Source organism: Limnohabitans sp. Rim28, assembly GCF_000293865.2.
Taxonomy (GTDB): Bacteria; Pseudomonadota; Gammaproteobacteria; order Burkholderiales; family Burkholderiaceae_C; genus Limnohabitans_A.
Window position 1 is genome coordinate 14,689 of record NZ_ALKN02000017.1, and the last position, 22,541, is coordinate 37,229.

21 protein-coding genes are annotated in these 22,541 nt (G+C 58.6%); 12 read left to right on the top strand and 9 right to left on the bottom strand.

From position 1 onward, the window contains the following. Positions 1–64: 64 nt before the first annotated feature. Complete coding sequence (orn, locus tag B472_RS15160; protein WP_019425584.1) at positions 65–655, bottom strand: oligoribonuclease; 591 nt, start codon at positions 653–655, stop codon at positions 65–67. A gap of 96 nt (positions 656–751) precedes the next feature. Between orn and B472_RS15165 the strand changes: the two genes are divergently transcribed. Genes B472_RS15165 through rsgA form a run of 3 tightly spaced genes read left to right on the top strand, consistent with a single transcriptional unit; the run spans position 752 to position 3,306 of the window. Further along, positions 752–2,011: a M48 family metallopeptidase gene (locus B472_RS15165; protein WP_019425585.1), complete on the top strand. Its 1,260-nt coding sequence runs from the start codon at positions 752–754 to the stop codon at positions 2,009–2,011. Beyond that, the gene (locus tag B472_RS15170; RefSeq protein WP_019425586.1) at positions 2,008–2,319 is read left to right on the top strand and encodes a 4a-hydroxytetrahydrobiopterin dehydratase; all 312 of its coding nucleotides are present in this window, start codon (positions 2,008–2,010) and stop codon (positions 2,317–2,319) included. Before B472_RS15165 ends, B472_RS15170 begins: the two co-directional genes overlap by 4 nt. Positions 2,320–2,325: 6 nt before the next feature. Beyond that, a complete protein-coding gene (gene rsgA / locus B472_RS15175) occupies positions 2,326–3,306 on the top strand; it encodes a ribosome small subunit-dependent GTPase A (RefSeq protein ID WP_019425587.1) in 981 nt (326 codons plus the stop codon). A 14-nt stretch (positions 3,307–3,320) separates the two neighbouring features. Here the strand turns inward: rsgA and B472_RS15180 are convergent, their stop codons facing one another. Then, positions 3,321–4,283 (bottom strand): CobD/CbiB family protein, encoded by a 963-nt coding sequence (locus B472_RS15180; protein ID WP_019425588.1) that lies wholly within the window; start codon positions 4,281–4,283, stop codon positions 3,321–3,323. 7 nt (positions 4,284–4,290) lie between these two features. After that, positions 4,291–5,034, bottom strand: a complete 744-nt coding sequence (locus B472_RS15185; protein ID WP_026039257.1) for a CoA pyrophosphatase — start codon at positions 5,032–5,034, stop codon at positions 4,291–4,293. 105 nt (positions 5,035–5,139) lie between these two features. Between B472_RS15185 and B472_RS15190 the strand changes: the two genes are divergently transcribed. Then, on the top strand, positions 5,140–6,036 hold the full coding sequence (locus B472_RS15190; RefSeq protein ID WP_019425591.1) for a hypothetical protein: 897 nt from the start codon (positions 5,140–5,142) through the stop codon (positions 6,034–6,036). 94 nt (positions 6,037–6,130) lie between these two features. Here the strand turns inward: B472_RS15190 and B472_RS15195 are convergent, their stop codons facing one another. The 5 genes from B472_RS15195 to B472_RS15215 form a co-directional block, all read right to left on the bottom strand. Further along, positions 6,131–7,138, bottom strand: a complete 1,008-nt coding sequence (locus B472_RS15195) for a class 1 fructose-bisphosphatase (protein ID WP_026039258.1) — start codon at positions 7,136–7,138, stop codon at positions 6,131–6,133. 54 nt (positions 7,139–7,192) lie between these two features. After that, a complete protein-coding gene (gene pepN / locus B472_RS15200; protein ID WP_019425593.1) occupies positions 7,193–9,916 on the bottom strand; it encodes an aminopeptidase N in 2,724 nt (907 codons plus the stop codon). 33 nt (positions 9,917–9,949) lie between these two features. Then, positions 9,950–11,054, bottom strand: a protein-coding gene (prfB, locus tag B472_RS15205; protein WP_116798707.1) for a peptide chain release factor 2 whose coding sequence is annotated in 2 segments (ribosomal slippage) — positions 9,950–10,972 and positions 10,974–11,054 — 1,104 coding nt in all. Because the reading frame shifts where the segments join, the coding sequence is not laid out codon by codon here. A 91-nt stretch (positions 11,055–11,145) separates the two neighbouring features. Then, positions 11,146–11,676, bottom strand: coding sequence for a hypothetical protein (locus tag B472_RS15210; RefSeq protein ID WP_019425595.1), 531 nt, complete (start codon positions 11,674–11,676; stop codon positions 11,146–11,148). A 43-nt stretch (positions 11,677–11,719) separates the two neighbouring features. Further along, entirely contained in the window at positions 11,720–12,634 is a 915-nt protein-coding gene (locus B472_RS15215; protein WP_026039260.1) for an alpha/beta fold hydrolase, read from the bottom strand. A gap of 25 nt (positions 12,635–12,659) precedes the next feature. Here B472_RS15215 and B472_RS15220 point away from each other — a divergent pair, with 25 nt between their 5' ends. The 5 genes from B472_RS15220 (at position 12,660) to B472_RS15240 (ending at position 17,082) form a co-directional block, all read left to right on the top strand. Then, the gene (locus tag B472_RS15220) at positions 12,660–14,429 is read left to right on the top strand and encodes an acyl-CoA synthetase (protein WP_019425597.1); all 1,770 of its coding nucleotides are present in this window, start codon (positions 12,660–12,662) and stop codon (positions 14,427–14,429) included. 78 nt (positions 14,430–14,507) lie between these two features. Further along, entirely contained in the window at positions 14,508–15,569 is a 1,062-nt protein-coding gene (locus B472_RS15225) for an aldo/keto reductase (RefSeq protein ID WP_026039262.1), read from the top strand. A gap of 7 nt (positions 15,570–15,576) precedes the next feature. Next, the gene (locus tag B472_RS15230) at positions 15,577–16,068 is read left to right on the top strand and encodes an aminoacyl-tRNA deacylase (RefSeq protein WP_019425599.1); all 492 of its coding nucleotides are present in this window, start codon (positions 15,577–15,579) and stop codon (positions 16,066–16,068) included. A 28-nt stretch (positions 16,069–16,096) separates the two neighbouring features. Beyond that, positions 16,097–16,726, top strand: coding sequence for a glycerol-3-phosphate 1-O-acyltransferase PlsY (plsY, locus tag B472_RS15235; RefSeq protein ID WP_019425600.1), 630 nt, complete (start codon positions 16,097–16,099; stop codon positions 16,724–16,726). Beyond that, the gene (locus tag B472_RS15240; protein ID WP_019425601.1) at positions 16,723–17,082 is read left to right on the top strand and encodes a RidA family protein; all 360 of its coding nucleotides are present in this window, start codon (positions 16,723–16,725) and stop codon (positions 17,080–17,082) included. Before plsY ends, B472_RS15240 begins: the two co-directional genes overlap by 4 nt. Before the next feature lie 45 nt (positions 17,083–17,127). Here B472_RS15240 and B472_RS15245 read toward each other — a convergent pair whose 3' ends face one another. After that, positions 17,128–17,613, bottom strand: coding sequence for a YajQ family cyclic di-GMP-binding protein (locus B472_RS15245; RefSeq protein ID WP_026039263.1), 486 nt, complete (start codon positions 17,611–17,613; stop codon positions 17,128–17,130). Between the two features lie 41 nt (positions 17,614–17,654). On the opposite strand from B472_RS15245, the gene murB reads away from it, so the two are divergent. The 3 genes from murB to B472_RS15260 all read left to right on the top strand — a co-directional run bounded on the left by murB (position 17,655) and on the right by B472_RS15260 (position 22,491). Beyond that, entirely contained in the window at positions 17,655–18,707 is a 1,053-nt protein-coding gene (gene murB, locus B472_RS15250) for a UDP-N-acetylmuramate dehydrogenase (protein WP_019425603.1), read from the top strand. Positions 18,708–18,954: 247 nt separating this feature from the next. After that, on the top strand, positions 18,955–20,064 hold the full coding sequence (locus tag B472_RS15255; protein ID WP_040505769.1) for a TRAP transporter substrate-binding protein: 1,110 nt from the start codon (positions 18,955–18,957) through the stop codon (positions 20,062–20,064). Positions 20,065–20,094: 30 nt separating this feature from the next. After that, positions 20,095–22,491 (top strand): ATP-binding protein, encoded by a 2,397-nt coding sequence (locus B472_RS15260; RefSeq protein ID WP_019425605.1) that lies wholly within the window; start codon positions 20,095–20,097, stop codon positions 22,489–22,491. Positions 22,492–22,541: the final 50 nt, after the last annotated feature.

Below are 22,541 nucleotides of genomic sequence, written 5' to 3' on the forward strand. Positions count from 1 at the left end.
GTGCAACAAGAGCGTGATTATGACATGCGCCAAAGAAAAACGCTAGGGTTTTCCCTGAAAAAGTTCAAAGTCGAATGAAGTGCTCTCGGTAATGCGCCAATTCGTCAATGGATTCATGCACATCGGCCAGCGCCGTGTGCTTTTGCTGTTTTTTGAAACTGGCATACACCTCGGGTTTCCAGCGACGCGACAGCTCCTTGAGCGTGCTCACATCCAAGTTTCTGTAGTGGAAAAACGCTTCCAGCTTGGGCATGTACTTGACCAAGAAGCGGCGGTCTTGGCTGATGGTGTTGCCGCACAAGGGCGAGCTGTTCTTGGGCACGTACTTTTTCAGAAAAGCCAGGATCTGTTCTTCGGCATCGGTTTCGCGGATGGTCGAGGCCTTCACCTTGTCGATCAACCCACTCTTGCCGTGGGTGCCTTTGTTCCATTTGTCCATTTGATGGAGCAGCTCATCACTTTGGTGAATGACCAGCACAGGGCCTTCTATGCGGGGCGACAGCTGGGGGCCGGTCACGATCACGGCAATTTCCAGCAGGCGTTCTTTTTCAGGGTCGAGACCGGTCATTTCGCAATCGATCCAGACCAGATTCAAATCGGATTTGGACAGCTCTGTGGCTTCGGAGGAGGGGGAGAGGGGGTTCGCATCAGACATGTCAAGATTGTCGCCGATGCCATGAGCCCCCCATGCGGTGGGTTTGAATCGTGGTGCCCTGTTCAGCTTGCAGCATGCGGCTCCTACAATGGCAGGATGAATGCATCTTTGACGTTGACCTTGACTTTGGTGGTGGCCTTGCTGGCCCATGTGGCGCTTAAATTCTGGCTGAATGCACGTCAAGTGCGGTCTGTGGCCCGCCACCGCGATGCGGTGCCGCTGGCCTATGCCGACACTGTGGGCTTGGCCGATCACCAAAAGGCGGCCGATTACACCTTGGCCAAAGCCCGCTTGTCGCAAATTGACATCGCGCTGGATGCTGCAGTTTTGCTGGGATGGACATTGTTGGGCGGCTTGGATGCTTTGAATCAAGTCCTGCTGGGCTGGATGGGGCCCGGTCTGGTTCAGCAAATGGCCTTGGTCGTGGGCTTTACCTTGGTGGGTGGCCTGATCGGTTTGCCACTTTCGCTGATGCAAACCTTTGGTGTGGAACAGCGTTTTGGCTTCAACAAGATCACCCCTGCCTTGTGGCTGGCCGACATGGCCAAAGGGCTGGTGTTGGGTTTGGTGCTGGGCCTGCCGCTGCTTTGGGTCGTCTTGTGGTTGATGCAAGCCGGGGGCGAGTGGTGGTGGCTGTGGGCCTGGGGCGTCTTGGTGGGTTGGCAGTTGTTTTTGATGGCGATTGCGCCGAACGTGATCATGCCGCTGTTCAACAAATTCACGCCCTTGGAAGACGAATCGCTCAAGCAGCGCGTGCAGGCGCTGATGCAGCGCTCAGGTTTCACGGCCAAAGGTTTTTTTGTGATGGATGGCAGTCGCCGTTCGGCGCACTCCAATGCTTTTTTCACAGGCTTTGGGGCCAGCAAGCGCGTGGTGTTTTTCGACACCTTGCTCAAACAACTGAGTCCGGCTGAAATGGAAGCGGTGCTGGCCCATGAGTTGGGTCACTTCAAGCACAAACACATTTTGAAAATGATGGCGACCAGCTTTGCCATGACCTTGGTCGGCTTGGCTTTGTTGGGCTGGTTGGCGCAGCAACTGTGGTTTTACTCGGGCTTGGGCGTGATGCCCAACTTGTCCGGCAGTAACGACGCGCTGGCGTTGGTTTTGTTCATGCTGGTCATCCCTGTATTCACCTTGTTTTTTGCACCGATTTCCGCATGGCGCTCACGCCAAGCAGAGTTTGAGGCCGATGCTTATGCCGTGTCTCAAACCCCAGGCAAAGACTTGTCTTCGGCCTTGCTCAAGCTTTACCAAGACAACGCCTCGACCCTGACGCCTGATCCTTGGTACGTGAAGTTTTACTATTCCCACCCACCCGCCAGTGAGCGTTTGCTGAGAATGAAATCCGCATGATGACCCCAGAAGTTCGCGCACTCAAGCCCACCGAAATCATCATGGCGCTTGGCCAAATTCCAGGCTGGCGGTTAACGGGCGATGGTGAGAGCGTCGCGATTGAAAAAAGCTTTGAGTGGACCGATCACACGCACGCACTGCTGTTTGTCAACAGCGTAGGCTGGTTGTCTGAAAAGCTCAATCACCACCCGGAAGTGGTGTTGACCTACTGCCGCTGCGTGGTCCGCTGGAACACGCACGATGTGCGCGGCTTGAGCCGACTGGACTTTGAGGCCGCGACCCAAACCGACGCCTTGTTACCGGCATGAATCCGAATGAATAAACCCAAAGCGCGACCTGCTTTGCCTGAATCTAAGGATGTGGAGCCAGGCTTGGTGGTCGCCACCTATGGCCGCCACTGCTTGGTTGAGACGCCCGAAGGCCGACGCCTGATTTGTCACCCTAGGGGCAAGAAAAACCAGGTGGTGGTGGGCGACCAAGTGTTGTGGCAAATCGCAGGTGACGAGGGCAGCATCGAAAAATTACAGGATCGCCGCAACCTCTTTTACCGCCAAGACGAAATACGTACCAAATCCTTTGCTGCCAACTTGGACCGCGTGCTGATCCTGATCGCCGCCGACCCTGAATATTCTGAAAGTCAGCTTTCGCGTGCGCTGGTTGCTGCCGAGGCCGAGCGCATCACGCCCATCATTGCGCTCAACAAAAGCGATTTGGCCCAACCCTTTGCGCAGGCTTGGGAGCGCTTGGCTCCTTACCGTGCCATGGGTTACAAGGTCATGCCCATCAGCTTGAGCCCGCGCAGCCCTGTGACCGATGACGGCGTGGCCGACTTGTGCACCTTGTTGCAAGGTCTGACCACGCTGGTGTTGGGGCCGTCGGGCAGCGGTAAAAGCACGCTGATCAACCGCTTGGTCCCTGATGCGCAGGTGGAAACTGGCGAAATTTCCCTGGCGCTCAATTCAGGTAAACACACCACCACCAGCACGCGCTGGTATTGGGTGCCTGCGCTCGATGTCCGTGCAGAACTGGGATTCAAGCGCGGGGCCCTGATCGACTCTCCCGGCTTTCAAGAGTTTGGTTTGAACCACATCGAGCCCACCCGCTTGGCCGATTGCATGCCTGATTTGCGACAGCACCTGGGCGGCTGCAAGTTTTACAACTGCACGCATTTGCATGAGCCCGGTTGCGCCGTTTTAGCGCAGGTGGAAAGCGCAGAAAATCCTGGCACCATCAGCGTGCGTCGTCACCGCATTTATGCGCAGCTGTTTGAGGAGTTGGGCCAGCAGCGCTGGTGAAAGCGCAGGCCTTTTCAGCCTACCAAGTTGGCCATGGTCAACAGGGCCAATAACAGCAGCCACAAGATCACGGTGCGCCAAACCAGCCCGACCACTTGTGCAAAGTGGGCCAAGCTGGCGATACGTCCTGGTGTGCTGCTGCTGTCCCCTGGATCGTTGGATTCAAGGTCTCTGGAGGCTGCAAGCGCAGCGCCACCCAAGCGGATGTTGATGGCTCCAGCGGTGGCCGCCAAAATGACGCCGTCGTTGTCGTCCGGAAAGTTTTGCGCATGGTTTCGCCAGCCGTCCATCGCGTCCTCAAAACTGCCCACGATGGCAAAACCCAAGGCGGTCATGCGAGAGGGCAGCCAGTCCATGGCTCTCCAAGCCCGCAGACTGACAGAGCGCAGCACTTCGCTGGCCCATGCGCCATCGGTTGCGGGTTCTTGCCAATGGCGCTGAGCCAATTCGGTCAGTCGGTAAATCACGGCGCCCACTGGACCGAGTCCGATGATGGACAAGGCGGCGTACCAAAAAAAGACGCCAAACACATGGCGGTGTGCGGCGATCACCGAGTACTCGATCACATGGCGAACAATTTCACTGCGGGGGATTTGTCCAACCTGCACCTGTTGCCATTGGGCCAACAGCTCTCGGGCCTTGTCTTCGTCACCGCCGTCCAAGGCTTCACGGATGCCCGTGAAGTGGTGGCTGAATTGGCGAAAACCCAGGGTGGCATAAAGAAGGGCGATATTCCATAAAACGGCCACCCACCAACCCAGTCCCCATGTCAGCAGCCAATGCACCAGCATGACCAACAGGGCGGGCCCAATCACAGTCACACCCCATGTGATCCATGCTTGCGAGCGAGCGCCCGCGTCAAGGGTGCGCACAGTCCAATGAATCCACCGGTTGACCGTCTTAAACACCACATTATCGGTCTTGAGGGGCTGAGCCTGCTCCAGTAAAAGAGCCAGCAAGATGGCAAAAAAACTCATGGTTGCCTCATGGGATCGGGTTGGCCGCTAGAAAGCGGTAAAAGTTTCGCAGCATGCCGGCCGTAGCGCCCCAAATAAAACGCTCAATCGACTCGATCTCGCCGTTTGCTGAAGTTGGGTTGGCGCGACTTTCGATGTAGGGCATGGAAAACCAGTGTCGCTTTTGGCCTTGCCAATCCATGGCGTGCCGCTGGTGATTGGCTGGATTCATCAAAAAAGAAAGGGGTACCTCAAAAACATCGTCCACTTCGTCTGCATTGGGGCAAAGCTGCATCTCGGAGGAAACCAAGCCAACCACAGGTGTCACCCAAAATGCAGTCCCCGTGATGTAGGTGGGTAATTCACCAATCACTTGAACATGCCGGGCATCGAGTCCGACTTCTTCTTGCGCCTCTCGCAATGCAGTGGCTTGGGGGTTGGCATCTTCGGGGTCCACTTTGCCACCCGGAAACGCAATTTGTCCAGAATGCGTGTTCATGTGTGCGGCCCGCCGTGTCAATAAAACTGTTGGCGAGCAGGCATTGGGTCCACGCATGACGATCGGCACCAACACTGCAGCCTGCGCCGGTGCGCGTTCGGTTGAGAAGCTTTCTCTGACCACCTCGGGTTGCCAGACCGGTGGATTCAAAAAACGCGCTCTCAAGGCTTGCGGTGAAAGAAGCGAGGACGGCACGGCGGGCAAATCGTGATCGATCTGCCAAACGGGCACCTGACGCGGATCAAAGAGAGGTTTTGGGGACACAGTAGGCATTTATAACCGAGAAGATCAAGGGCTCTCCTTCGTCTTCAGTTCAAGCCGTAAAATCGTTGTGTTGCGTACCTTAGCAACGTTATTTTTTAGAGATACGGAATAGTGATGAAACGCGATTTCTCCCCCCAAGACAACCGAACTGAGCGCCGCTTTGGCGAACACCGCGGCGGCTCATGCATTGCCCTGATCGATGGTCGATTTTTGATGTGGCTCGCCCAACAAGGTGCCACAGGGGCCACGGGTGAGTCGGTCAATCGGCAGGGTTTGTTGAACTTGTTGTCGATCGCACTGTCGCAATCGGGTTTGGACGTCGACTTGCGCCGCATTTATTGGTACAGCGATCGTCCCGATGGTTTGGTCCTCGACGATCAAATTGTGCGTTTGGTTCAAACACACGACGCCGATGGGGGGGCCTCTTTGATTCGTTCATTGGGTCACGACCTCAAGCAGTTGGCCCAGCAACATGCGTGTGACCATGTGTTGGTCGCCAGCGACGATGAGCGTTTTTTGGCCCTCATTGATGACGCCCAACTGGGGGGTCTCAGTGTGCACATCTTGGCGGACGAATCGGCCCGGAACATGCCGCAAATGGTCCGCACCGATCCGGGCTGGGCGCGTTTGTTGGCTCAAGCCGACCGCAGGGTGGTGGTCAATTCGCAAGTCTTGGCCGACATGCTGCAAGGCAAGTTGCCTGTTGGCATGGGTTTGACTGTCGAGGACGTGGAAGAACTGCGTCAATCGATGCACGAGGTCATCACCGCCTGGTGGGCCGATGAACCCGAAGACCTGCGCGAGGACTTGCGCGACGCGCTCCAGGTCAGCCGAGGCATTCCTCAAGAGGTGGACCGACAGCTTTTGCTGCGCATGCGCCAGCGCCTGACGCGTGCGTTGAGCTTGCCTGAGAAAAAAATGTTGCGCGAAACCCTGAGGGCAGTGGTTGCTGAACCCGCACCTCATGCGACGCCAGCATTGGTCGGATTGCCGCCAGACACGGACGATTGACAAGCCTGCGACCTGGGTGGGTGGGTGTCTGACATTCAAAAAGCCCTGAATCTGTCGACTCAGGGCTTTTGGCAGATGTCTCTGCGGGGCAAAGTCAAGCTTGGGTGTGGTAGCGCGTCACACGGTCGACTTCGTTTTTGGATCCCAAAACCACACTCACGCGTTCGTGCAGCTGGCTCGGTTGCAAATCCAGAATGCGTTCCTTGCCGTTGGTGGCAGCGCCACCGGCTTGTTCGATCAGCCAGCTCATCGGGTTCGCTTCGTAAAGCAGGCGCAGTTTGCCGGGTTTGTGCGGTTCGCGCTTGTCCCAGGGGTACATGAACACACCGCCACGGGTCAAGATGCGGTGCACATCGGCCACCATGCTGGCGATCCAGCGCATGTTGAAGTCCTTGCCTCTGGGGCCATCCTGGCCTTCCAGACATTCATCGATGTAGCGGCGCACGGGTTCGTCCCAGTGGCGCATGTTGCTCATGTTGATGGCGAACTCTTTGGTATCTGGGGGTACTTGTACGTTCTCTTGCGTCAGGACGAAAGAGCCTTGTTCACGGTCCAGGGTGAACATGGCCACGCCATCGCCCACGGTGAGCACCAGCGTGGTTTGTGGTCCATAGACGCAGTAACCGGCAGCCACTTGTTGCTTGCCAGGCTGCAAAAAGTCTTGCTCGGTCACGCCTTGACCGCCGTCGGTTTTTTTCAACACGCTGAAAATCGTGCCGATGCTGACGTTGACATCGATGTTGGAAGACCCATCGAGCGGATCAAACATCAGCAGGTATTCACCTTGTGGGTATCGGTTGGGCACCAGGTAGATGCTGTCCATCTCTTCACTGGCCATGGCCGCCAAGTGGCCACCCCATTCGTTGGCCTCGAGCAGCACCTCGTTGGCGATGATGTCCAGTTTCTTCTGCACTTCGCCTTGCACGTTCTCGCTGTCAGCACTGCCCAATACACCGCCTAAAGCACCTTTGTTCACGGCGTGGCTGATGCTTTTGCAAGCGCGGGCTACCACTTCGAGCAACAGGCGCAAGTCGGCCGGGATGTGGCCTTTGTCGCGTTGCTGCTCGACCAGGTAGCGGGAGAGGGAAATTTTGGAGCTCATCTTCATTCCTTGGTTTCTGGCGTCGAGTTCAGGTGCTGCACTTCGAGCTTGACGTCATGCCGCTTTCAGGGCGCGGCTGATGACTTCGCGCACGTCATTGGAGAGCTCAGCCTTGGCGGCCACGCGCTCAATGGCGACTTTGGCTGCGCTGCGGTAGGGCTCTGCCAGACGGCTCCAGCGGTCCATGGCGCGGGCCAAGCGGGCAGCCACTTGCGGGTTGATGGCATCCAGCGCCAGCACTTGTTCGCTCCAATACACATAGCCTGCCGCGTCGGCGCGGTGAAAACCAGCCGGGTTGGCACTGCAGTAGCTAAAGATCAGACTGCGCGCGCGGTTGGGGTTGCGCAGGCTGAAATCTTGGTGTTGCATGAGTTGGCGCACGCGTGGCAACACGTCGCCTGCGCGGTCGGGGGCGCCAGCTTGCAAGGCAAACCATTTGTCGATCACCAGGGCTTCATGCTGGAACATTTTGTGGAACAAGGCCAGGGCATCTTGCGCCAAGGCATGGCCGCTCACCACCAAAGCCGACAAGGCGTTGAAGCGGTCGGTCATGTTGCTCGCATCCTTGAACTGTTGGTAGACGCGTCCAGGCGTGATGGCATCGCCGCTTTGCACGGCGGCCACGCACAGCATGGTCATGGACAGACCCGCCAAGGCGCGGCGCCCGCTCGACTTGGCGTCGGGCGTATAGGCACCGTTGTGCTTGTGAGCATCCCATGCCCATTGCCAGTCGACCTGGAGCGCTGATGCCAGTTGGAGGCGCATGTTCTCGCGCAGGGCGTGCACGCGTTGGGGGTCCACCACGTCCAGCTGATCCGCGATGTAATTTTCTGAGGGCAGCGTGAGCGCCAAGTCTTTGAAGGCCGCATCCAGCTGGGGGTGGCGCAGCACATTTCGCAAGGCAGCGATCAGAGCCTCGGACAGTACGGGCTGGCCCGTCAAGTCCTTGTTTTGTTGGATCGCGTCCAAAGCGCTTTGCAGCATCAGGCGTTGACCGGCCTCCCATTGGTTGAAGGCATTACTGTCGTGGGCCAACAAGATCAGCAAGTCGTCGGCGTTCAGGCCGTCTTCCAGCACCACGGGGGCACTGAAGGACCGCAGCAAGGAGGGCACGGGCTCGCTGTCGAGGTTGACAAAGGTGTAGCTGGCACTGGCTTGGGTGAGCACCAATGTGACTTGTGGTGCAGCCTCATCCCTACCCGCGAGTTGCAAGGACATGGATGCCCCTTCGCGGCTGAGCAAACCCAAAGTCACGGGAATGACGAACGGCGCTTTGTGGTTTTGATCAGGCGTGGCTGGACAATTTTGGTTGAGCGTGAGCGTGTAGCTGCGCTCAGCGGCGTTGAAGACGCCGCTGGCTTGCAGGCGTGGTGTCCCCGCTTGGCTGTACCAGTTTTTGAAATCGCTCAGGTGATGGGCCAGTGCCGAGCCTGGGTTGGCGTCGGCGATCGCTTGCGCAAAGTCGTCGCAGGTCACGGCTTGGCCATCGTGGCGCTCAAAATAAAGCTTCATGCCCTGTGCGAATCCATTGCGGCCTTCGCTGTCAGCAGGTGTGGCCACCAGCGTTTGCATCATGCGAACGACTTCGGAGCCTTTTTCGTAGATGGTGACTGTGTAGAAGTTGTTGATCTCTACGTAGCTGTCGGGGCGCACTGGGTGGGCCATGGGGCCTGCGTCTTCGGCAAACTGTACGGTGCGCAAAACGCGCACGTCTTCGATGCGCTTGACGGCGCGGGCGCTGGCCTCGCCCGCCATGTCTTGGCTGAACTCTTGGTCGCGGAAGACCGTCAGGCCCTCTTTGAGGGACAACTGAAACCAGTCGCGGCAGGTGATGCGGTTGCCTGTCCAGTTGTGAAAATACTCATGCCCCACAACGCTTTCGATGCCGCCGAAATCCATGTCGGTCGCTGTGTTCGGGTTGGCCAGCACGTACTTGGTGTTGAAGATGTTCAGACCCTTGTTTTCCATCGCGCCCATGTTGAAGTCGCTGGTGGCGACGATCATGAAGCGTTCCAAGTCGAGTGGCAGACCAAACCTGGCTTCGTCCCAGGCCACGCTGGCCATGAGCGAGTTCATGGCGTGTTCGGTCTTGTCCAGGTCGCCCGGACGCACAAACACCTGCAGCAAGTGTTCGGTGCCGCTGCGGCTGGTGATGCGTTGCTCACGCGCGACCAACTGCCCCGCAACCAGGGCGAACAGGTAGCAGGGCTTTTTGTGCGGGTCGACCCATTTGGCAAAATGTCTCGGGCCGTTGGGGCCGTCTTCCAAGTCGCCTTGCTCGACCAGGTTGCCGTTGGACAGCAAAACGGGGTATTTGGCCTTGTCAGCACGCAGCGTCACGGTGTAGCTGGCCATCACGTCCGGACGGTCCAAGAAATAGGTGATTCGTCTAAAACCTTCAGCTTCGCATTGCGTGAAGAAGGTGCCTTGACTGACGTACAAGCCCATCAGTTGGGTGTTTTTCTCGGGATTGCAGGTCGTGAAGATTTCCAGATCGAAGGCATCAGAGCCTTCCGGCAAATTTTCGAGGACCAGTTGTCCACCATCCATCTTGAACGAGGTGCCTGCGCCGTTGACCAGCACACGCGCCAAATTCAGGTCTTCGCCATCCAAACGCAGCGGTTGCACGGCCACATCGGGGTTGCGACGCAGGCGCATTCTGTTGAGCACGCGGGTTTTCGTGGGCTCGAGGTCGAACGTCAGATCGACTGTGTCAATCCAGAAAGCCGGGGCGGCATAAGCTTCCCGGTGAATCGCAGTGGGTTGTCCTTCACGCATCACTAACTCCGTTTTCTTTGAGGTCTGAGCAGCTCAGAGGCCTTGCTTCAGTGAGGCTTCGATGAACGCGTCGAGGTCGCCATCGAGCACTTTTTGGGTGGCCGAAATCTCGACGTTGGTGCGCAGATCTTTGATGCGGCTGTTGTCCAGCACATAGCTGCGGATCTGGTGACCCCAGCCCACATCGGTCTTGGTGTCTTCCAGCTTTTGCTGCTCTTCCATGCGCTTGCGCATTTCAAAGTCATACAGGCGCGAGCGCAAGCGCTGCCAAGCCACGTCGCGGTTGCTGTGTTGGCTTCGGCCATCTTGGCACTGGACCACGATGCCCGTGGGAATGTGCGTCAGGCGCACCGCCGAGTCGGTTTTGTTGATGTGCTGACCGCCCGCGCCACTGGCCCTGAAGGTGTCGGTGCGCACATCGGACGGGTTGATGTTGATCTCGATCGAGTCGTCGATCTCAGGGTAGACAAACAGGGATGCAAAGGATGTGTGTCGGCCGCCCGATGAGTCGAACGGGCTCTTGCGGACCAAACGGTGCACACCCGTTTCGGTGCGCAGCAAGCCAAAAGCGTACTCGCCTTCGATCTTGATGGTGGCGCCCTTGATGCCTGCCGTATCGCCCGGTGTTTCGTCTTCCACGGTGGCTTTGAAGCCTTTGCGTTCGGCGTACTTGATGTATTGGCGCAACAGCATGCTGGCCCAGTCGCAGGCTTCGGTGCCGCCTGCGCCCGCTTGGATGTCGACAAAACAATTCAGCGGGTCGGCTTCATGGCGGAACATGCGGCGGAATTCGAGGTCTTCGACGAGTGCAGTCAATTTGACGGCTTCTGCTTCGATGGTCATCAGACCATCGTCATCGCCTTCTTCCTTGCTCATCTCGAAGAGTTCAAGGTTATCAGCCAGTTCGCTGGTCAGGTTGGTGATGGTGACCACCACGCCGTCCAAGGCTTTTTTTTCTTTGCCCAGTTCTTGGGCTTTTTTGGGGTCGTTCCAGACCGCCGGATCTTCGAGGGATGCGTTGACGGTTCTCAGCCGTTCAGATTTGGCATCGTAGTCAAAGATACCCCCGTAACTCGTGGGTACGAGCGGTCAGGTCTGTGAGGGATGCGCCGATTTGGTTGATGTGTTCTGCGTCCATGGGGAAACTCCGATGCGGTAAACCGGGCATTTTCTCATGACTTGCCTGTTTCGAGCCGTGTTGCTCAGCGCAGTCTGGTGGCTCCAAACAATTAAAACAGCCGACCCCAAGAGAACATCAATCCGGCATTGCCCAAAATTTTCATCTGCAGAGAGTCTTGTGGACTGATCTTGTAGCCCAGTGAGGGAATGATGGCAGGTGAAAAACCATGGTGGTTCAGGGGCACTTTGTCTTCGTAAGGCGCCACGTAGCCATAAAGAATGCCTGCGGTGACTTTCACAAACAATTGAGGCGAACCCAGCAAGCCATTGAACTGCTGACCAGCGTAGAGATACACCGAGGGTTGACCAAATGAGTTGCTGAAAAAGCTCACCCCGCAAAACCGGTTGCCTGGCAGCTGCTCGTCCAAGGCCAAAAGCACCACAGGCTTGTGTTCCGGGTTCTGACTCCAGTGGTGGGTGTAAGGGGAGAACGTGATTTCTCCCCTTTTGACGGGCTCCGCTGCGCCTTGCACACCCAAAAAAGAAGGGCAATGGCGAGTTTCCTGCGACATGGCGGGCAGGGCCGCCAGCGCCAAGGCGCCGAGGATTACCCGAATTGTGGAGTGGGCCAACAGTTTCATGTGGAGCTTGTCATCAAAAAGTTGGCGGATTGTAAGTCGCCGATCAGCTCAGAAAATTTTCAAGCAGTGCAGCCAAAGCCTGGGGTTGGTCGTGGTGCAACATGTGACCCGCATCTTGGATCATGGCTTGTTGCAGGGTGGGCACGGATTTCAAGCGTTCGTGAAACTCGGCCAAGGTGTATTTGCCCTTCCACCACTGGCTGAGCGAGTCGTCCGAAGCTTCCACCACCAGAACCGGGGCGCTGATGCGGCGGTACATGGCCAAGGCTTCTTCAATGTGGAACAAATAGGGGTTGATGACCTTGTGCGCCGAGTCACCCAGAATGCGCCACTGGCCATCGGGGCCCTGTTGCGCCCAGTGTTGGGCCAACCAGTCGGCTTTGTCCTGGCTCAAGCGGGCGTTGGTCTTCATCAGGCGGCCCGCCACACCCGCGGGCGTGGGGTAGGGCTTGAGCGTGTTGTCGCCCGCGCGTTGCGCTTTGAGCTCGTCGAGCCACTGGGTCATGCGGCTGGGGGCTTGGGCAGGCTGGGTGGCGGCCATGCCAAAGCCTTCGAGGTTGACCAAGCGGCGGATGCGCTCTGGGCGGGTGCCCGCGTACATCATGACCACGTTGCCGCCCATGCTGTGGCCGACCAGGTCAATGGCTCGTCCGGGGTAGAGCACATCGAGCAGGGCGTCCAGATCGGCCAGGTAATCGGGGAACCAGTAGCTGTCGGTGGCCGGGGTCTCGGTCAGGCCGTAGCCACGCCAGTCCATCGCGATGATGGGGCGCTGGCGGACAAATGCCTCGCTGAAGGCATCCACCATGAACTGGTAAGAGGCGGCCACGTCCATCCAGCCGTGGGCCAGCACGAGCGGCGTCGCATCGGGTGAGGGCGTCCCCCATTGACGGACGTGGTAGCGGCAGCCGCGCAGCGGCACCCAGTGGCTGTGTGATTCGCGTAAAACTTGGTACATACTTTCGATCATAAGGAGACACACGATGAGCGCCAGTCGCAACCAGGACCGCCCGAGCCCCCGCACCACCGACCACTATCCCGCCATCCACCAGGGCTTTGGCTGGAAAGTGCCCAAGCGTTTCAACATGGCGCAGGCCTGCTGTGGCCAGTGGGCGGCAAATCCCGCCACGTCACGGCGCATCGCCATCCGCGAGCATGTGGCGGGGCAGGGTTTGGGACAAAGCTGGACATTCGGTCAGCTTCAAAATGCGGCCAACCGCTTGAGCCATGTGCTGCGCAGCCAAGGCGTGCAGCGCGGGGACCGGGTGGCGATTGTCTTACCCCAGCGTTTTGAAACCGCGGTGGCCTACATGGCCGTCTTGCAAATGGGTGCCGTGGCCATGCCGCTGTCCATGTTGTTTGGTCCCGAGGCGCTGTCTTTTCGCATCAATGACAGCCAAGCCCGCGTGGCGGTGTGCGATGAATCGACCGTGCAGGCTTTGCAGCAGGCAAGACCCGATTGCCCTGGTTTGCAAACACTGATCGGGGTGGGGCAGGCGGGGGCGCAGGCCGATCTGGATTACGCCCAATCGACGGCTAAGCACTCCGCGACATTCAAACCTGAGAGCACCCTCGCCGTGGACCCGGCGGTGCTGATTTACACCAGCGGCACCACGGGCAACCCCAAGGGAGCCCTCATTCCGCACCGGGCACTGATTGGCAATCTGACGGGCTTTGTGTGCAGCCAGAACTGGTTTGGCTTTGACCCGGCAGATGCCCGTCGACCGTCCAAAGCGCTGTTCTGGTCGCCGGCCGACTGGGCCTGGACAGGGGGCTTGATGGACGCTTTGTTGCCCAGTTTGTACTTTGGACGCCCCATCGTGGCCTTCAACGGGCGGTTTTCTCCCGAAATGGCCTTTGAGATTTTGCAAAGTCATGGCGTCACGCACACCTTTTTGTTCCCAACGGCGCTCAAAGCCATGATGAAGGCGGTGCCCGACGTGAAAGCACGCTACCACTTGAAATTGCAAGCGATGATGAGCGCTGGCGAGGCGGTGGGTGACGCGGTTTTTGCTTACTGCCAAGCGCAAATGGGCGTGACCGTGAATGAGATGTTCGGCCAGACTGAGATCAATTACGTGGTGGGCAACTGCACCCTTTTATGGCCCGCCAAACCCGGCAGCATGGGCAAAGGCTATCCGGGCCACCAGGTGGCGGTCATTGACGAGGCGGGCCAGCTCTGCCCGCCTGGCACACCTGGCGAAGTGGCTGTGAACCGCTTGGATGTGCACGGACAGCCCGACCCGGTGTTCTTTTTGGGCTATTGGAACAACGACAAAGCCACCCAAGCCAAATACACGGGCGACTGGTGCCGCACCGGGGACATGGCCGTCTGCGACGAGGACGGCTACCTCTGGTACCAAGGCCGCACCGACGACATGTTCAAGGCCGCCGGCTACCGCATCGGCCCTGGCGAGATTGAAAACTGTCTGGTCAAACACCCAGCCGTGCAGAATGCCGCCGTGGTGCCCAAGCCCGATGTTGACCGTGGCGCGGTGGTCAAGGCCTATGTGGTGTTGTCGCCCGACTGGTGGGCCCGTAGGCCCATCGGACCGGGCCAGGCCAGCTTTGACGACGCGGTGCGTCGCGAACTTCAGGCCCATGTGCGCGGGTTGCTCGCCCCCTATGAATACCCCAAAGAGATCGAGTTCATCGACCAGTTGCCCATGACCACCACCGGCAAGGTACAGCGCCGTGTACTGCGCTTGCAGGAAGAAGCACGCGTGACAGCCCGCACCGCAGCAAAGACATAACGCGTGACAAAATCTTGCCAGACGCCCCGGGCTTGAGTTTGGGGTGCATCCGCCGACATGAAAACCCAAGGAAACACCATGAAAACCGTTCAACTCGGACAATCCGATTTGCAAGTGACGCCCATCTGCCTGGGCACCATGACCTTTGGCGAGCAAGTTCATGAAGCGGATTCGCACGCCATTCTGGATCGCTCTTTGGACGCCGGGATCAACTTCATCGACACCGCCGAGATGTATGCCGTGCCCGCCACCGCAGCCACATGTGGTTTCACCGAAACCTACATCGGCAATTGGTTTGCCAAAAACCCTGGCGTTCGGCAAAAGCTGGTGTTGGCCACCAAAGTAGCTGGCCCCTCGCGCGGCATGCCCTGGATTCGCGAAGGATCGGGTTTGACTGGGCAAGACATCCTGAATTCTTGCGATGCCAGTTTGCGTCGTTTGCAAACCGATGTGATCGATCTGTACCAGATCCACTGGCCCGAGCGCCATGTGCCGGTGTTTGGCATGGCTTATTTCGACCCCAGCAAAGACAAGTCGGTCACCTCGATCCACGAGCAACTCGAAGCGCTTTCCAAATTGGTCAAGGCAGGTAAGGTGCGCTATGTCGGTTTGTCCAACGAGTCGCCCTATGGCGTGCACGAGTTTGTGCGCCTCGCAGAGCAGCACAATCTTCCGCGTGTGGCCACGGTGCAAAACCCTTATTGCTTGGTCAGCCGCGCTTACGACAACGGTTTGGACGAAACGTGCTACCGATTGAACGTGTCCATGTTGGCTTATTCGCCACTGGGCTTTGGCTTGCTGACGGGCAAATACGATCAAGAAGATTTGTCCGGCCCCTTGGTCCCCGATGGTGGTCGCATCGCCCGTTATGACTCGATGCGCAAACAGCGCTGGGGCCGCCCAGAGGCGCTGGTGGCCGCACGCCGTTACAACCAGTTGGCGCGAGACAACGGCATGACGCCCACTCAGATGGCGCTGGCGTTTTGCTACCACCGCTGGAGCGTCGCCAGCACCATCATTGGTGTGACATCTGTGGCGCAGCTGAACGAAGACTTGGCGGCTTGGTCGACCGAGTTGTCGCCAGAAGTGCTCAAGGCCATTGACGCCATCCGCTGGGACATGCGCGACCCCGCTTTGTGACCGAGCGATGGCCAAAAAAGACAAAGTCAGTGAAACCCCCGCTACGGCGCTTTTGCGCCAGCATGGGGTGAACTTCACGGAACACCCCTACGAATACCTGGAGCATGGGGGGGCGCAGCACAGCGCCCAAGTGCTGGGCATGGACCCATTTGCCGTGGTCAAAACCTTGATCATGCAAGATCAGGATGCCAAACCCCTGGTGGTCCTGATGCACGGCAACCGCAAAGTCTCGACCAAAAATTTGGCGCGACAAATTGGCTTTAAATCGGTGGAGCCTTGTGCGCCCGAGGTGGCCAATCGGCACAGCGGCTACTTGGTGGGCGGCACATCGCCCTTTGCCACGCGCCGTCAAATGCCCGTTTTCATTGAGGAAACCATCCTGGCTTTGCCCCGCATTTGCATCAATGGCGGTCGGCGCGGTTATCTGGTGGGCATCGACCCACAGGTCTGCGTACAACTGCTGGCAGCCCAGCCCGTGAACTGCGCGCTGGCAGAATGACGCCCAGACAAGAACGAGGGAGCTTTGGATGGACGCGTTGATGCCAGTGGCCGTGGTGGTGGCCGGATATTTGTTGGGTTCGCTGAGTTTTGCAGTGATCGTGAGCCGGTTGATGGGCCTGAACGACCCGCGCAGCTACGGTAGCAAAAACCCGGGAGCCACCAACGTGTTGAGATCCGGCAGCAAAAAAGCCGCCGTCCTGACGCTGTTCCTGGATGCCTTCAAGGGCTGCTTACCCGTGGCGTTGGTGCTGGCTTGGGGGCCAGAATTTGGCTTGGGCCCTGAATGGGCTGCTTTGGCGGGTTTGGCCGCATTTTTAGGGCACCTCTACCCGGTGTTTTTTGGCTTTGCAGGTGGCAAAGGTGTGGCCACGGCGGTGGGCGTGGTAGTGGGCGTCAACGGCAGCTTGGCGCTGGCGGTGGTGCTCAGCTTTGCCATCGTGTTGTTTTTTTCGCGCTACGTGTCTTTGGCCTCGATGGTCGCCGCCGTGTTTGCCCCCGCTTTTTACCTGTTGGGTGATGGGGTCGCTTGGCAGGCGTCGACGCCCGAAGTTGTGAGCTTGGCGGTCATGGCCTTGCTGCTGGTTTGGCGACACCGCGAGAACATTCAACGGTTGTTGGCCGGTACCGAGTCTGCACTGGGAAAGAAAAAAGCATGAGCCAGGACATTCAGCGTTTGCATGTGGCCGCGCGCTACAGCGAGGCGGCCATTTTCAATGGCGTGGTGTACCTGGCGGGCATGGTGCCGGAGTGCGAAGCCACCGACATCCGCAGCCAGACGGCCGATGTGCTGCGCCAGATCGAGCAGCGATTGGCCGAGGCGGGCAGCGACAAAACCCGCATTCTGCGCACCCAGATTTACCTGAAAGACATCACCGACATCGCGGCCATGAACGAGGTGTGGGACGCTTGGGTGGTCTCAGGCAGCGCACCGCCCCGCGCCACGGTGCAGGCCACTCTGGCCAATTCGGCTTATTTGATCGAGGTGGTGGTGACAGCGGCCGCCAAATCCTGAGGCCCTGTGAATCAGGGGCTTCGCCAGAGGCAAACCCGCCAGCGCTCAATCCCTGAAATTGTCGAAAGACAAGGGCAAGTCCGGCATGTCTTTGCGCAGCATGGCCATGGCGGCCTGTAGGTCGTCGCGCTTGGTGCCCGTGACGCGCACTGCATCGCCCTGGATAGATGCCTGCACCTTGATCTTGCTGTCCTTGATGAGGCGGGTGATCTTTTTGGCATCTTCGGTCTCGATGCCGTTTTTGACCTTGACCACTTGCTTGACCTTGTCGCCGCCGATTTTCTCGACCTTGCCGATGTCCAGAAATCGCACGTCCACATTGCGCTTGGTCAGCTTGTTGCGCAGGATGTCTTCGACTTGCGTGAGTTGAAACTCGGCATCACCGAACATCGTGATCTCTTTGTCCTTGAGTTCGATGTTGGCTGAGGTGCCTTTGAAGTCAAAACGGGTGCCGATTTCTTTGGCAGAAGTATCTACGGCGTTGCGCACTTCGACCATATTGGGTTCGCAAACGGTATCAAACGAGGGCATGGCGGTAAAAATCCGTGGGTTGAGAATGCGACAATTCTCCCATGTTCCTTGAGAAAAATGTCCCCCTGCAGCCATACAACACCTTTGGCATTGCTGCCAAAGCCCATGCTTTGGTGCGGGTTCATTCAGAAGCCGATCTGCTGGCCGTTCTGGCTGACCCCCAATTGGCCACTTTGCCCCGACAAGTGCTGGGCGGGGGCAGCAACATCGTCTTGACCGGTGACGTCAAGGCGCTGGTGCTCAAGATCGAGGTGCCCGGAATGCGCCTGGCCAGCGAGACCGAGAAGCACTGGGTGATCGAAGCAGGGGCGGGTGTGGACTGGCACGCTATGGTGGCCTGGACGCTTGAGCAGGGCTACCCGGGACTGGAAAACATGGCCCTGATTCCTGGCACCGTGGGGGCTTCACCTGTGCAGAACATCGGCGCTTATGGCGTGGAACTGCAAGACCGCTTTGACTCGCTGGATGCGATGGACCTGTTCACGGGTGAGTTGTTCAGCCTGAACGCGGCGCAATGCGGCTTCAGTTACCGTGATTCTGTGTTCAAACATGCTTCGGGCGGCTCGGAGGGTTTGGGCCTGGCAGGCAGGGCGGTGATTTTGCGGGTGCGCTTTGCGCTGCCCAAACGCTGGAAGCCCGAGCTGGGCTATCTGGATCTGGCGCGCAAGATGATCGAGACCGGCAACCACAGCCCCGATGCCCGGCAGATTTTTGACTGGGTCTGCGCCATTCGCCGCGCCAAACTGCCCGACCCGCAGCTGATCGGCAACGCGGGCAGCTTCTTCAAGAACCCCACGGTGACGCCAGAACAATGTGCCGACATCATCGCCCGAGACCCGAAAGTGGTGCACTACCCCATGCCCGACGGCAGCATCAAGCTGGCCGCAGGCTGGCTGATCGACGCTTGCGGCTGGAAAGGCAAGACCGTGGGGCACGCCGGGGTCTATGAAAAGCAGGCGCTGGTTTTGGTGAACCGGGGTGGGCGCGATAACCCTTGCACGGGTGGTGAGGTGATGACACTCGCCAAGGCCATTCAGACCAGCGTCTACGAGCGGTTTGGGATTTTGCTGGAGCCTGAGCCTGTGGTGATCTGACGCTTGTTCGTGGTGTTTTGCCGCGATGAAAAGCAGGCTTCTGGGTGCGGGTCCATCGTTTCATGGCCGACGAGGTGATGGTTCTGGGCAAAGCCATTCAGCCCAAGCTGCAGGATTCGGTTTCCTACTAAAAACACCTCTTTCTGACAAAAATGACGTTTTATTGTTTTCTTTTGTATAAAATTCGCAATTATTGCAATTTTAACGCGACCTGATGAAGGTTGAATCGGCAGGAGAAAACCCGTTGATGGATACAAAAGATGATCAGCCGCAAAGCCGGCGTCAGTGGCTTGCCGCAAGCCTGGTTGCGCCAATAGGGATGGCGCAGGCCAACACAGGGGGGGCGAATGCGGTGACGGAAGGCCGCAAAACCTTGCGCTTGATGTCGGCTTGGCCCAGCACCAGCACGGGTTTTGCGGCCTTGTTGGGTCGTGCTTCGCGAAAGATCGCCGAGATGTCCGGCGGATCATTGCAGATCGAGGTGGTGTACGCCGATCAGACCAAAAAGTCGGCGCTGCAGATCTACGATGCCGTGGCATCGGGGGAATTCGACTTGTCGCATGCCACGCCGTATTACTGGACCGGCCGCTCTGCAGCATTCAATTTCTTTTCCACTGTGCCCTTTGGCATGCTGCCTGTAGAGCATTACAGCTGGTTGCGCTATGGCGGGGGCCACGAACTTTGGAAGCAGTTGTGTGCGCCAACGGGGGTGGTGCCGATTCCCTGCGGCAACAGTGGCGTGCAAATGGGGGGCTGGATGCGCAAGCCTATCGATTCGCTGCAGTCACTCAAGGGCCTCAAGCTGCGTTACCCCGGGCTGGGCGGCGAGGTACTTAGGGCGCTGGGGGCCACCCCCGTGACCTTGCCAGCCATTGAAATCATTTCGGCTCTGCGCGACGGCAGGATCGATGGTGCCGAGTGGGTATCGCCTTGGCCGGACTTGGACATGGGTTTGCATCAGGTTTGCAACTATTACTATGCGCCGGGCTTTCATGAGCCGGGGCACACGGCCGAAATGTTGGTCAATCAGCGTGTCTGGGAGAAGCTCTCGAGCGCCCACAAGGCCATCCTGGAGACGTATGGCTGGGGCGAGTTCATGGAAATGCAGGCCCATTTCTACCATGAGAACGCGCGCTCCCTGGATCGCTTGCGCAGCATCAAGACCCTGCAGGTGCTGCGCTACCCGAACGATGTGGTCAAGGCCTTTCGGCTCAAGACGCCCGAGGTGGTGCGCGCGGCCGTCGAAACAGACCCGTTTGGCAAAACGGTGCACGACAGCTATTACGGTTACCTGCGCCAGCAGCTTCGCTGGGCAGAGCTGTCGGATCGGGCATATTGGCAGGCACGCTACATCTGAGCGGCTTGTTGGACCTGTGATCTGTCGTTCATGCCCATGATGTCTCGCAGCCATGCCAGCAAAACCGCCTGGATCTGGCTGGGCTGGGCTGTGGTGGTGCTGGTGTTGTGGGGTCTGAGCCTTCTTTACGGTCTCAGCCTGCACCAGCAGCAGCAAGCCAGCGCCTGGCGGCAGGCCGAAGCGGTGACCAAAATGATCGGTGTGCGCATCTTGGGGCGCCTGCAGCACATGGACGACATCATGCTGCACACCCAGGATGCGTTCAACCGCTTTGGGCCGGGTCTGACAGGCAAGGACACGATGCTCAGGTCGCGCAACACCATCGCAGACTTGCACCATGTGGTGATCCTGAACGCTGCAGGCGATCCGATCCTGTCTGTTCCTCCCGGCCTGGACACCCGGGATTATTCGGCACTGATCGATCGGGCTGTCATCGCCACCAAGACGGATGTTTTCTCCTTTGGCTGGGCAGAGGCGTCCGGTGCAGTCATGGCTCGGGCCATGAACTTGCAGTTCGAGGATGGCACCTTTGCAGGGGCCGTGGCGGTGTTGACCCCTGCAGCCTGGATCGGTGAAGCCCTGAGTGAGCCGGCAAGGGCTTATGGCCTGTCCATCCGGCTGTTATTGCACGCGCAGCCCCTGGCGCAAGATCAGGGTGCCAGCGATTGGACGCAGCAGGCCGGCTTGGTGCGTGAGTTCGAGGTGATGCCAGGCGAAATGACGCTTCAGGTGCGCTTGCGGCAGGATGAGCTTGATCGCCAGTGGTGGGACAGTTTCAAAGCGATTGCGGTGGTGGTCAGCTTCAGCTGCATGGCCCTGCTGTTGGGTGCATTGTGGTTGCACCGCGCTGTGGTGCAGCAGATGAGAAGTGCGGTTGCGGCCGAGATTTCTGCCAAGGAAGCCCTGGTCAAGGCCCGCTTTTTGGCCAATATGAGCCATGAGTTGCGTACACCGATGACAGGGGTGCTCGGAGCGGTGGAGTTGCTGCACGACACGCAACCCTCTTCGGCGCAAAGAAGCTTGCTGTCGCTCATCGAGAGTTCGGGGCGGCACTTGATGAACATCCTCAACGATGTGCTGGACGTCTCCCGCATGGACTTCAATGCGATGCAATTGGAGCTGGAGCCGGGTGCCTTGCTTCAAGTGTTGGAAGATGTGAGTCAGGTCCTGATGCCCAAGGCACGGTTGCAGGGCATCGCGCTGTACGCGCACCTGGACCTGCACGAAAGCGTGAACTTGCGCATGGATGTCTTTCGGCTCACGCAGGTACTCACCAATTTGCTGGGCAACGCCATCAAGTTCACCATGACTGGCCATGTGGTGTTGCACGCATGGCTGCAGCAAGAGGACGAGCGGCTTTGTCTGAAGATCGAGTTGACCGATACCGGTATCGGGATTGATGCCCACCAGATGCAGACCTTGTTTCAGCCGTTTTCGCAAGCCGATCTGAGCACCAGCCGCCGTTTTGGAGGCAGCGGCTTGGGCCTGCTCATCAGCAAGCGTCTGGTGGAGTTGATGGGTGGACAAATCGGGGTGGACAGCCGACTGGGGCAGGGCAGCCGATTCTGGGTGGATATTCCCGTGGATGCGCAAGACATGCCGCCCATGCCGGCCATGGCCAACCTGGGCATGCCAAGCCATGTGCTGTTGTGTGTGAGCGATCCGCTGCTGCGCCGAAGTCTGCAAATCCACTTGCATCGCTTGGCGGTGGAGCCTGTGATTTGCGATGTCGCGCAGGCGATCCAATCACCCGTGCAATGCCTGCTCATGGATGGCGATATGCTCCGGCAGGGGGTCGGGTGGGACTTGGGCGATAAGCAGGTGTTGCGGGTGCTCAGTGATGCCCAGACCCTGCAGTCTGAAGAGGTGCCGGTGGCTCGCCAAGGACACGAGGCGGTGCTGGTCGAGCCGATTCGCCGGGCTGACCTGGCAAGCATGCTGCGTCAGCTGTGTGGGGCTGTGGCCGAGCCCGAGCCGCAGGAGCCGCTGGATTCGGCTTCAGCGCCATCGCATGCCCTGAAAGGGCTGAGTGTGCTGGTGGCGGAAGACAATCCGGTGACGCAGAAAATCCTGCAGATGTTCATGAAGAGCATGGGTTGTGATGCGGTTTTTGTGGGGGATGGCCAGCAGGCCATCGATGTTGCGCGTGAACGCAGTTTCGATGTGGTGCTCATGGATTGCCATATGCCAGGCATCGATGGCTATGCTGCGGCCCGAGTGATTCGTGAGTCCATGCCGGCGCATGCAGGGCAAAGGCACTTGCCCATCATCGCCTTGACGGCAGCCACCATGCCCGAGGACGTGCGTCTGGCCATGGCGGCGGGTATGGACGAGGTGTGCAGCAAGCCGATCAACCGCAAGCTGCTGAGCGAGCGGCTGATGTACTGGCGGCAGCGGCGTGAGCGTCCGGTTGTGGATGTGGCGTGATTCCCCCAAGAATGGCTGTGTAGGCGGTGTCTGCAGAAAGGGTTTCGCAG

Coding starts and splice junctions, on each gene's coding strand:
- pepN (WP_019425593.1), bottom strand. CDS start 9,916: ATGCGTGAAGGACAACCCACTGCGATTCACCGGGAAGCTTATGCCGCC.
- plsY (WP_019425600.1), top strand. CDS start 16,097: ATGGACGCGTTGATGCCAGTGGCCGTGGTGGTGGCCGGATATTTGTTG.
- B472_RS15195 (WP_026039258.1), bottom strand. CDS start 7,138: ATGAGCTCCAAAATTTCCCTCTCCCGCTACCTGGTCGAGCAGCAACGC.
- B472_RS15210 (WP_019425595.1), bottom strand. CDS start 11,676: ATGAAACTGTTGGCCCACTCCACAATTCGGGTAATCCTCGGCGCCTTG.
- B472_RS15170 (WP_019425586.1), top strand. CDS start 2,008: ATGATGACCCCAGAAGTTCGCGCACTCAAGCCCACCGAAATCATCATG.
- B472_RS15215 (WP_026039260.1), bottom strand. CDS start 12,634: ATGTACCAAGTTTTACGCGAATCACACAGCCACTGGGTGCCGCTGCGC.
- murB (WP_019425603.1), top strand. CDS start 17,655: ATGTTCCTTGAGAAAAATGTCCCCCTGCAGCCATACAACACCTTTGGC.
- B472_RS15185 (WP_026039257.1), bottom strand. CDS start 5,034: ATGCCTACTGTGTCCCCAAAACCTCTCTTTGATCCGCGTCAGGTGCCC.
- B472_RS15165 (WP_019425585.1), top strand. CDS start 752: ATGAATGCATCTTTGACGTTGACCTTGACTTTGGTGGTGGCCTTGCTG.
- B472_RS15255 (WP_040505769.1), top strand. CDS start 18,955: ATGGATACAAAAGATGATCAGCCGCAAAGCCGGCGTCAGTGGCTTGCC.
- B472_RS15225 (WP_026039262.1), top strand. CDS start 14,508: ATGAAAACCGTTCAACTCGGACAATCCGATTTGCAAGTGACGCCCATC.
- B472_RS15220 (WP_019425597.1), top strand. CDS start 12,660: ATGAGCGCCAGTCGCAACCAGGACCGCCCGAGCCCCCGCACCACCGAC.
- B472_RS15190 (WP_019425591.1), top strand. CDS start 5,140: ATGAAACGCGATTTCTCCCCCCAAGACAACCGAACTGAGCGCCGCTTT.
- rsgA (WP_019425587.1), top strand. CDS start 2,326: ATGAATAAACCCAAAGCGCGACCTGCTTTGCCTGAATCTAAGGATGTG.
- B472_RS15245 (WP_026039263.1), bottom strand. CDS start 17,613: ATGCCCTCGTTTGATACCGTTTGCGAACCCAATATGGTCGAAGTGCGC.
- B472_RS15260 (WP_019425605.1), top strand. CDS start 20,095: ATGCCCATGATGTCTCGCAGCCATGCCAGCAAAACCGCCTGGATCTGG.
- B472_RS15180 (WP_019425588.1), bottom strand. CDS start 4,283: ATGAGTTTTTTTGCCATCTTGCTGGCTCTTTTACTGGAGCAGGCTCAG.
- B472_RS15230 (WP_019425599.1), top strand. CDS start 15,577: ATGGCCAAAAAAGACAAAGTCAGTGAAACCCCCGCTACGGCGCTTTTG.
- orn (WP_019425584.1), bottom strand. CDS start 655: ATGTCTGATGCGAACCCCCTCTCCCCCTCCTCCGAAGCCACAGAGCTG.
- B472_RS15240 (WP_019425601.1), top strand. CDS start 16,723: ATGAGCCAGGACATTCAGCGTTTGCATGTGGCCGCGCGCTACAGCGAG.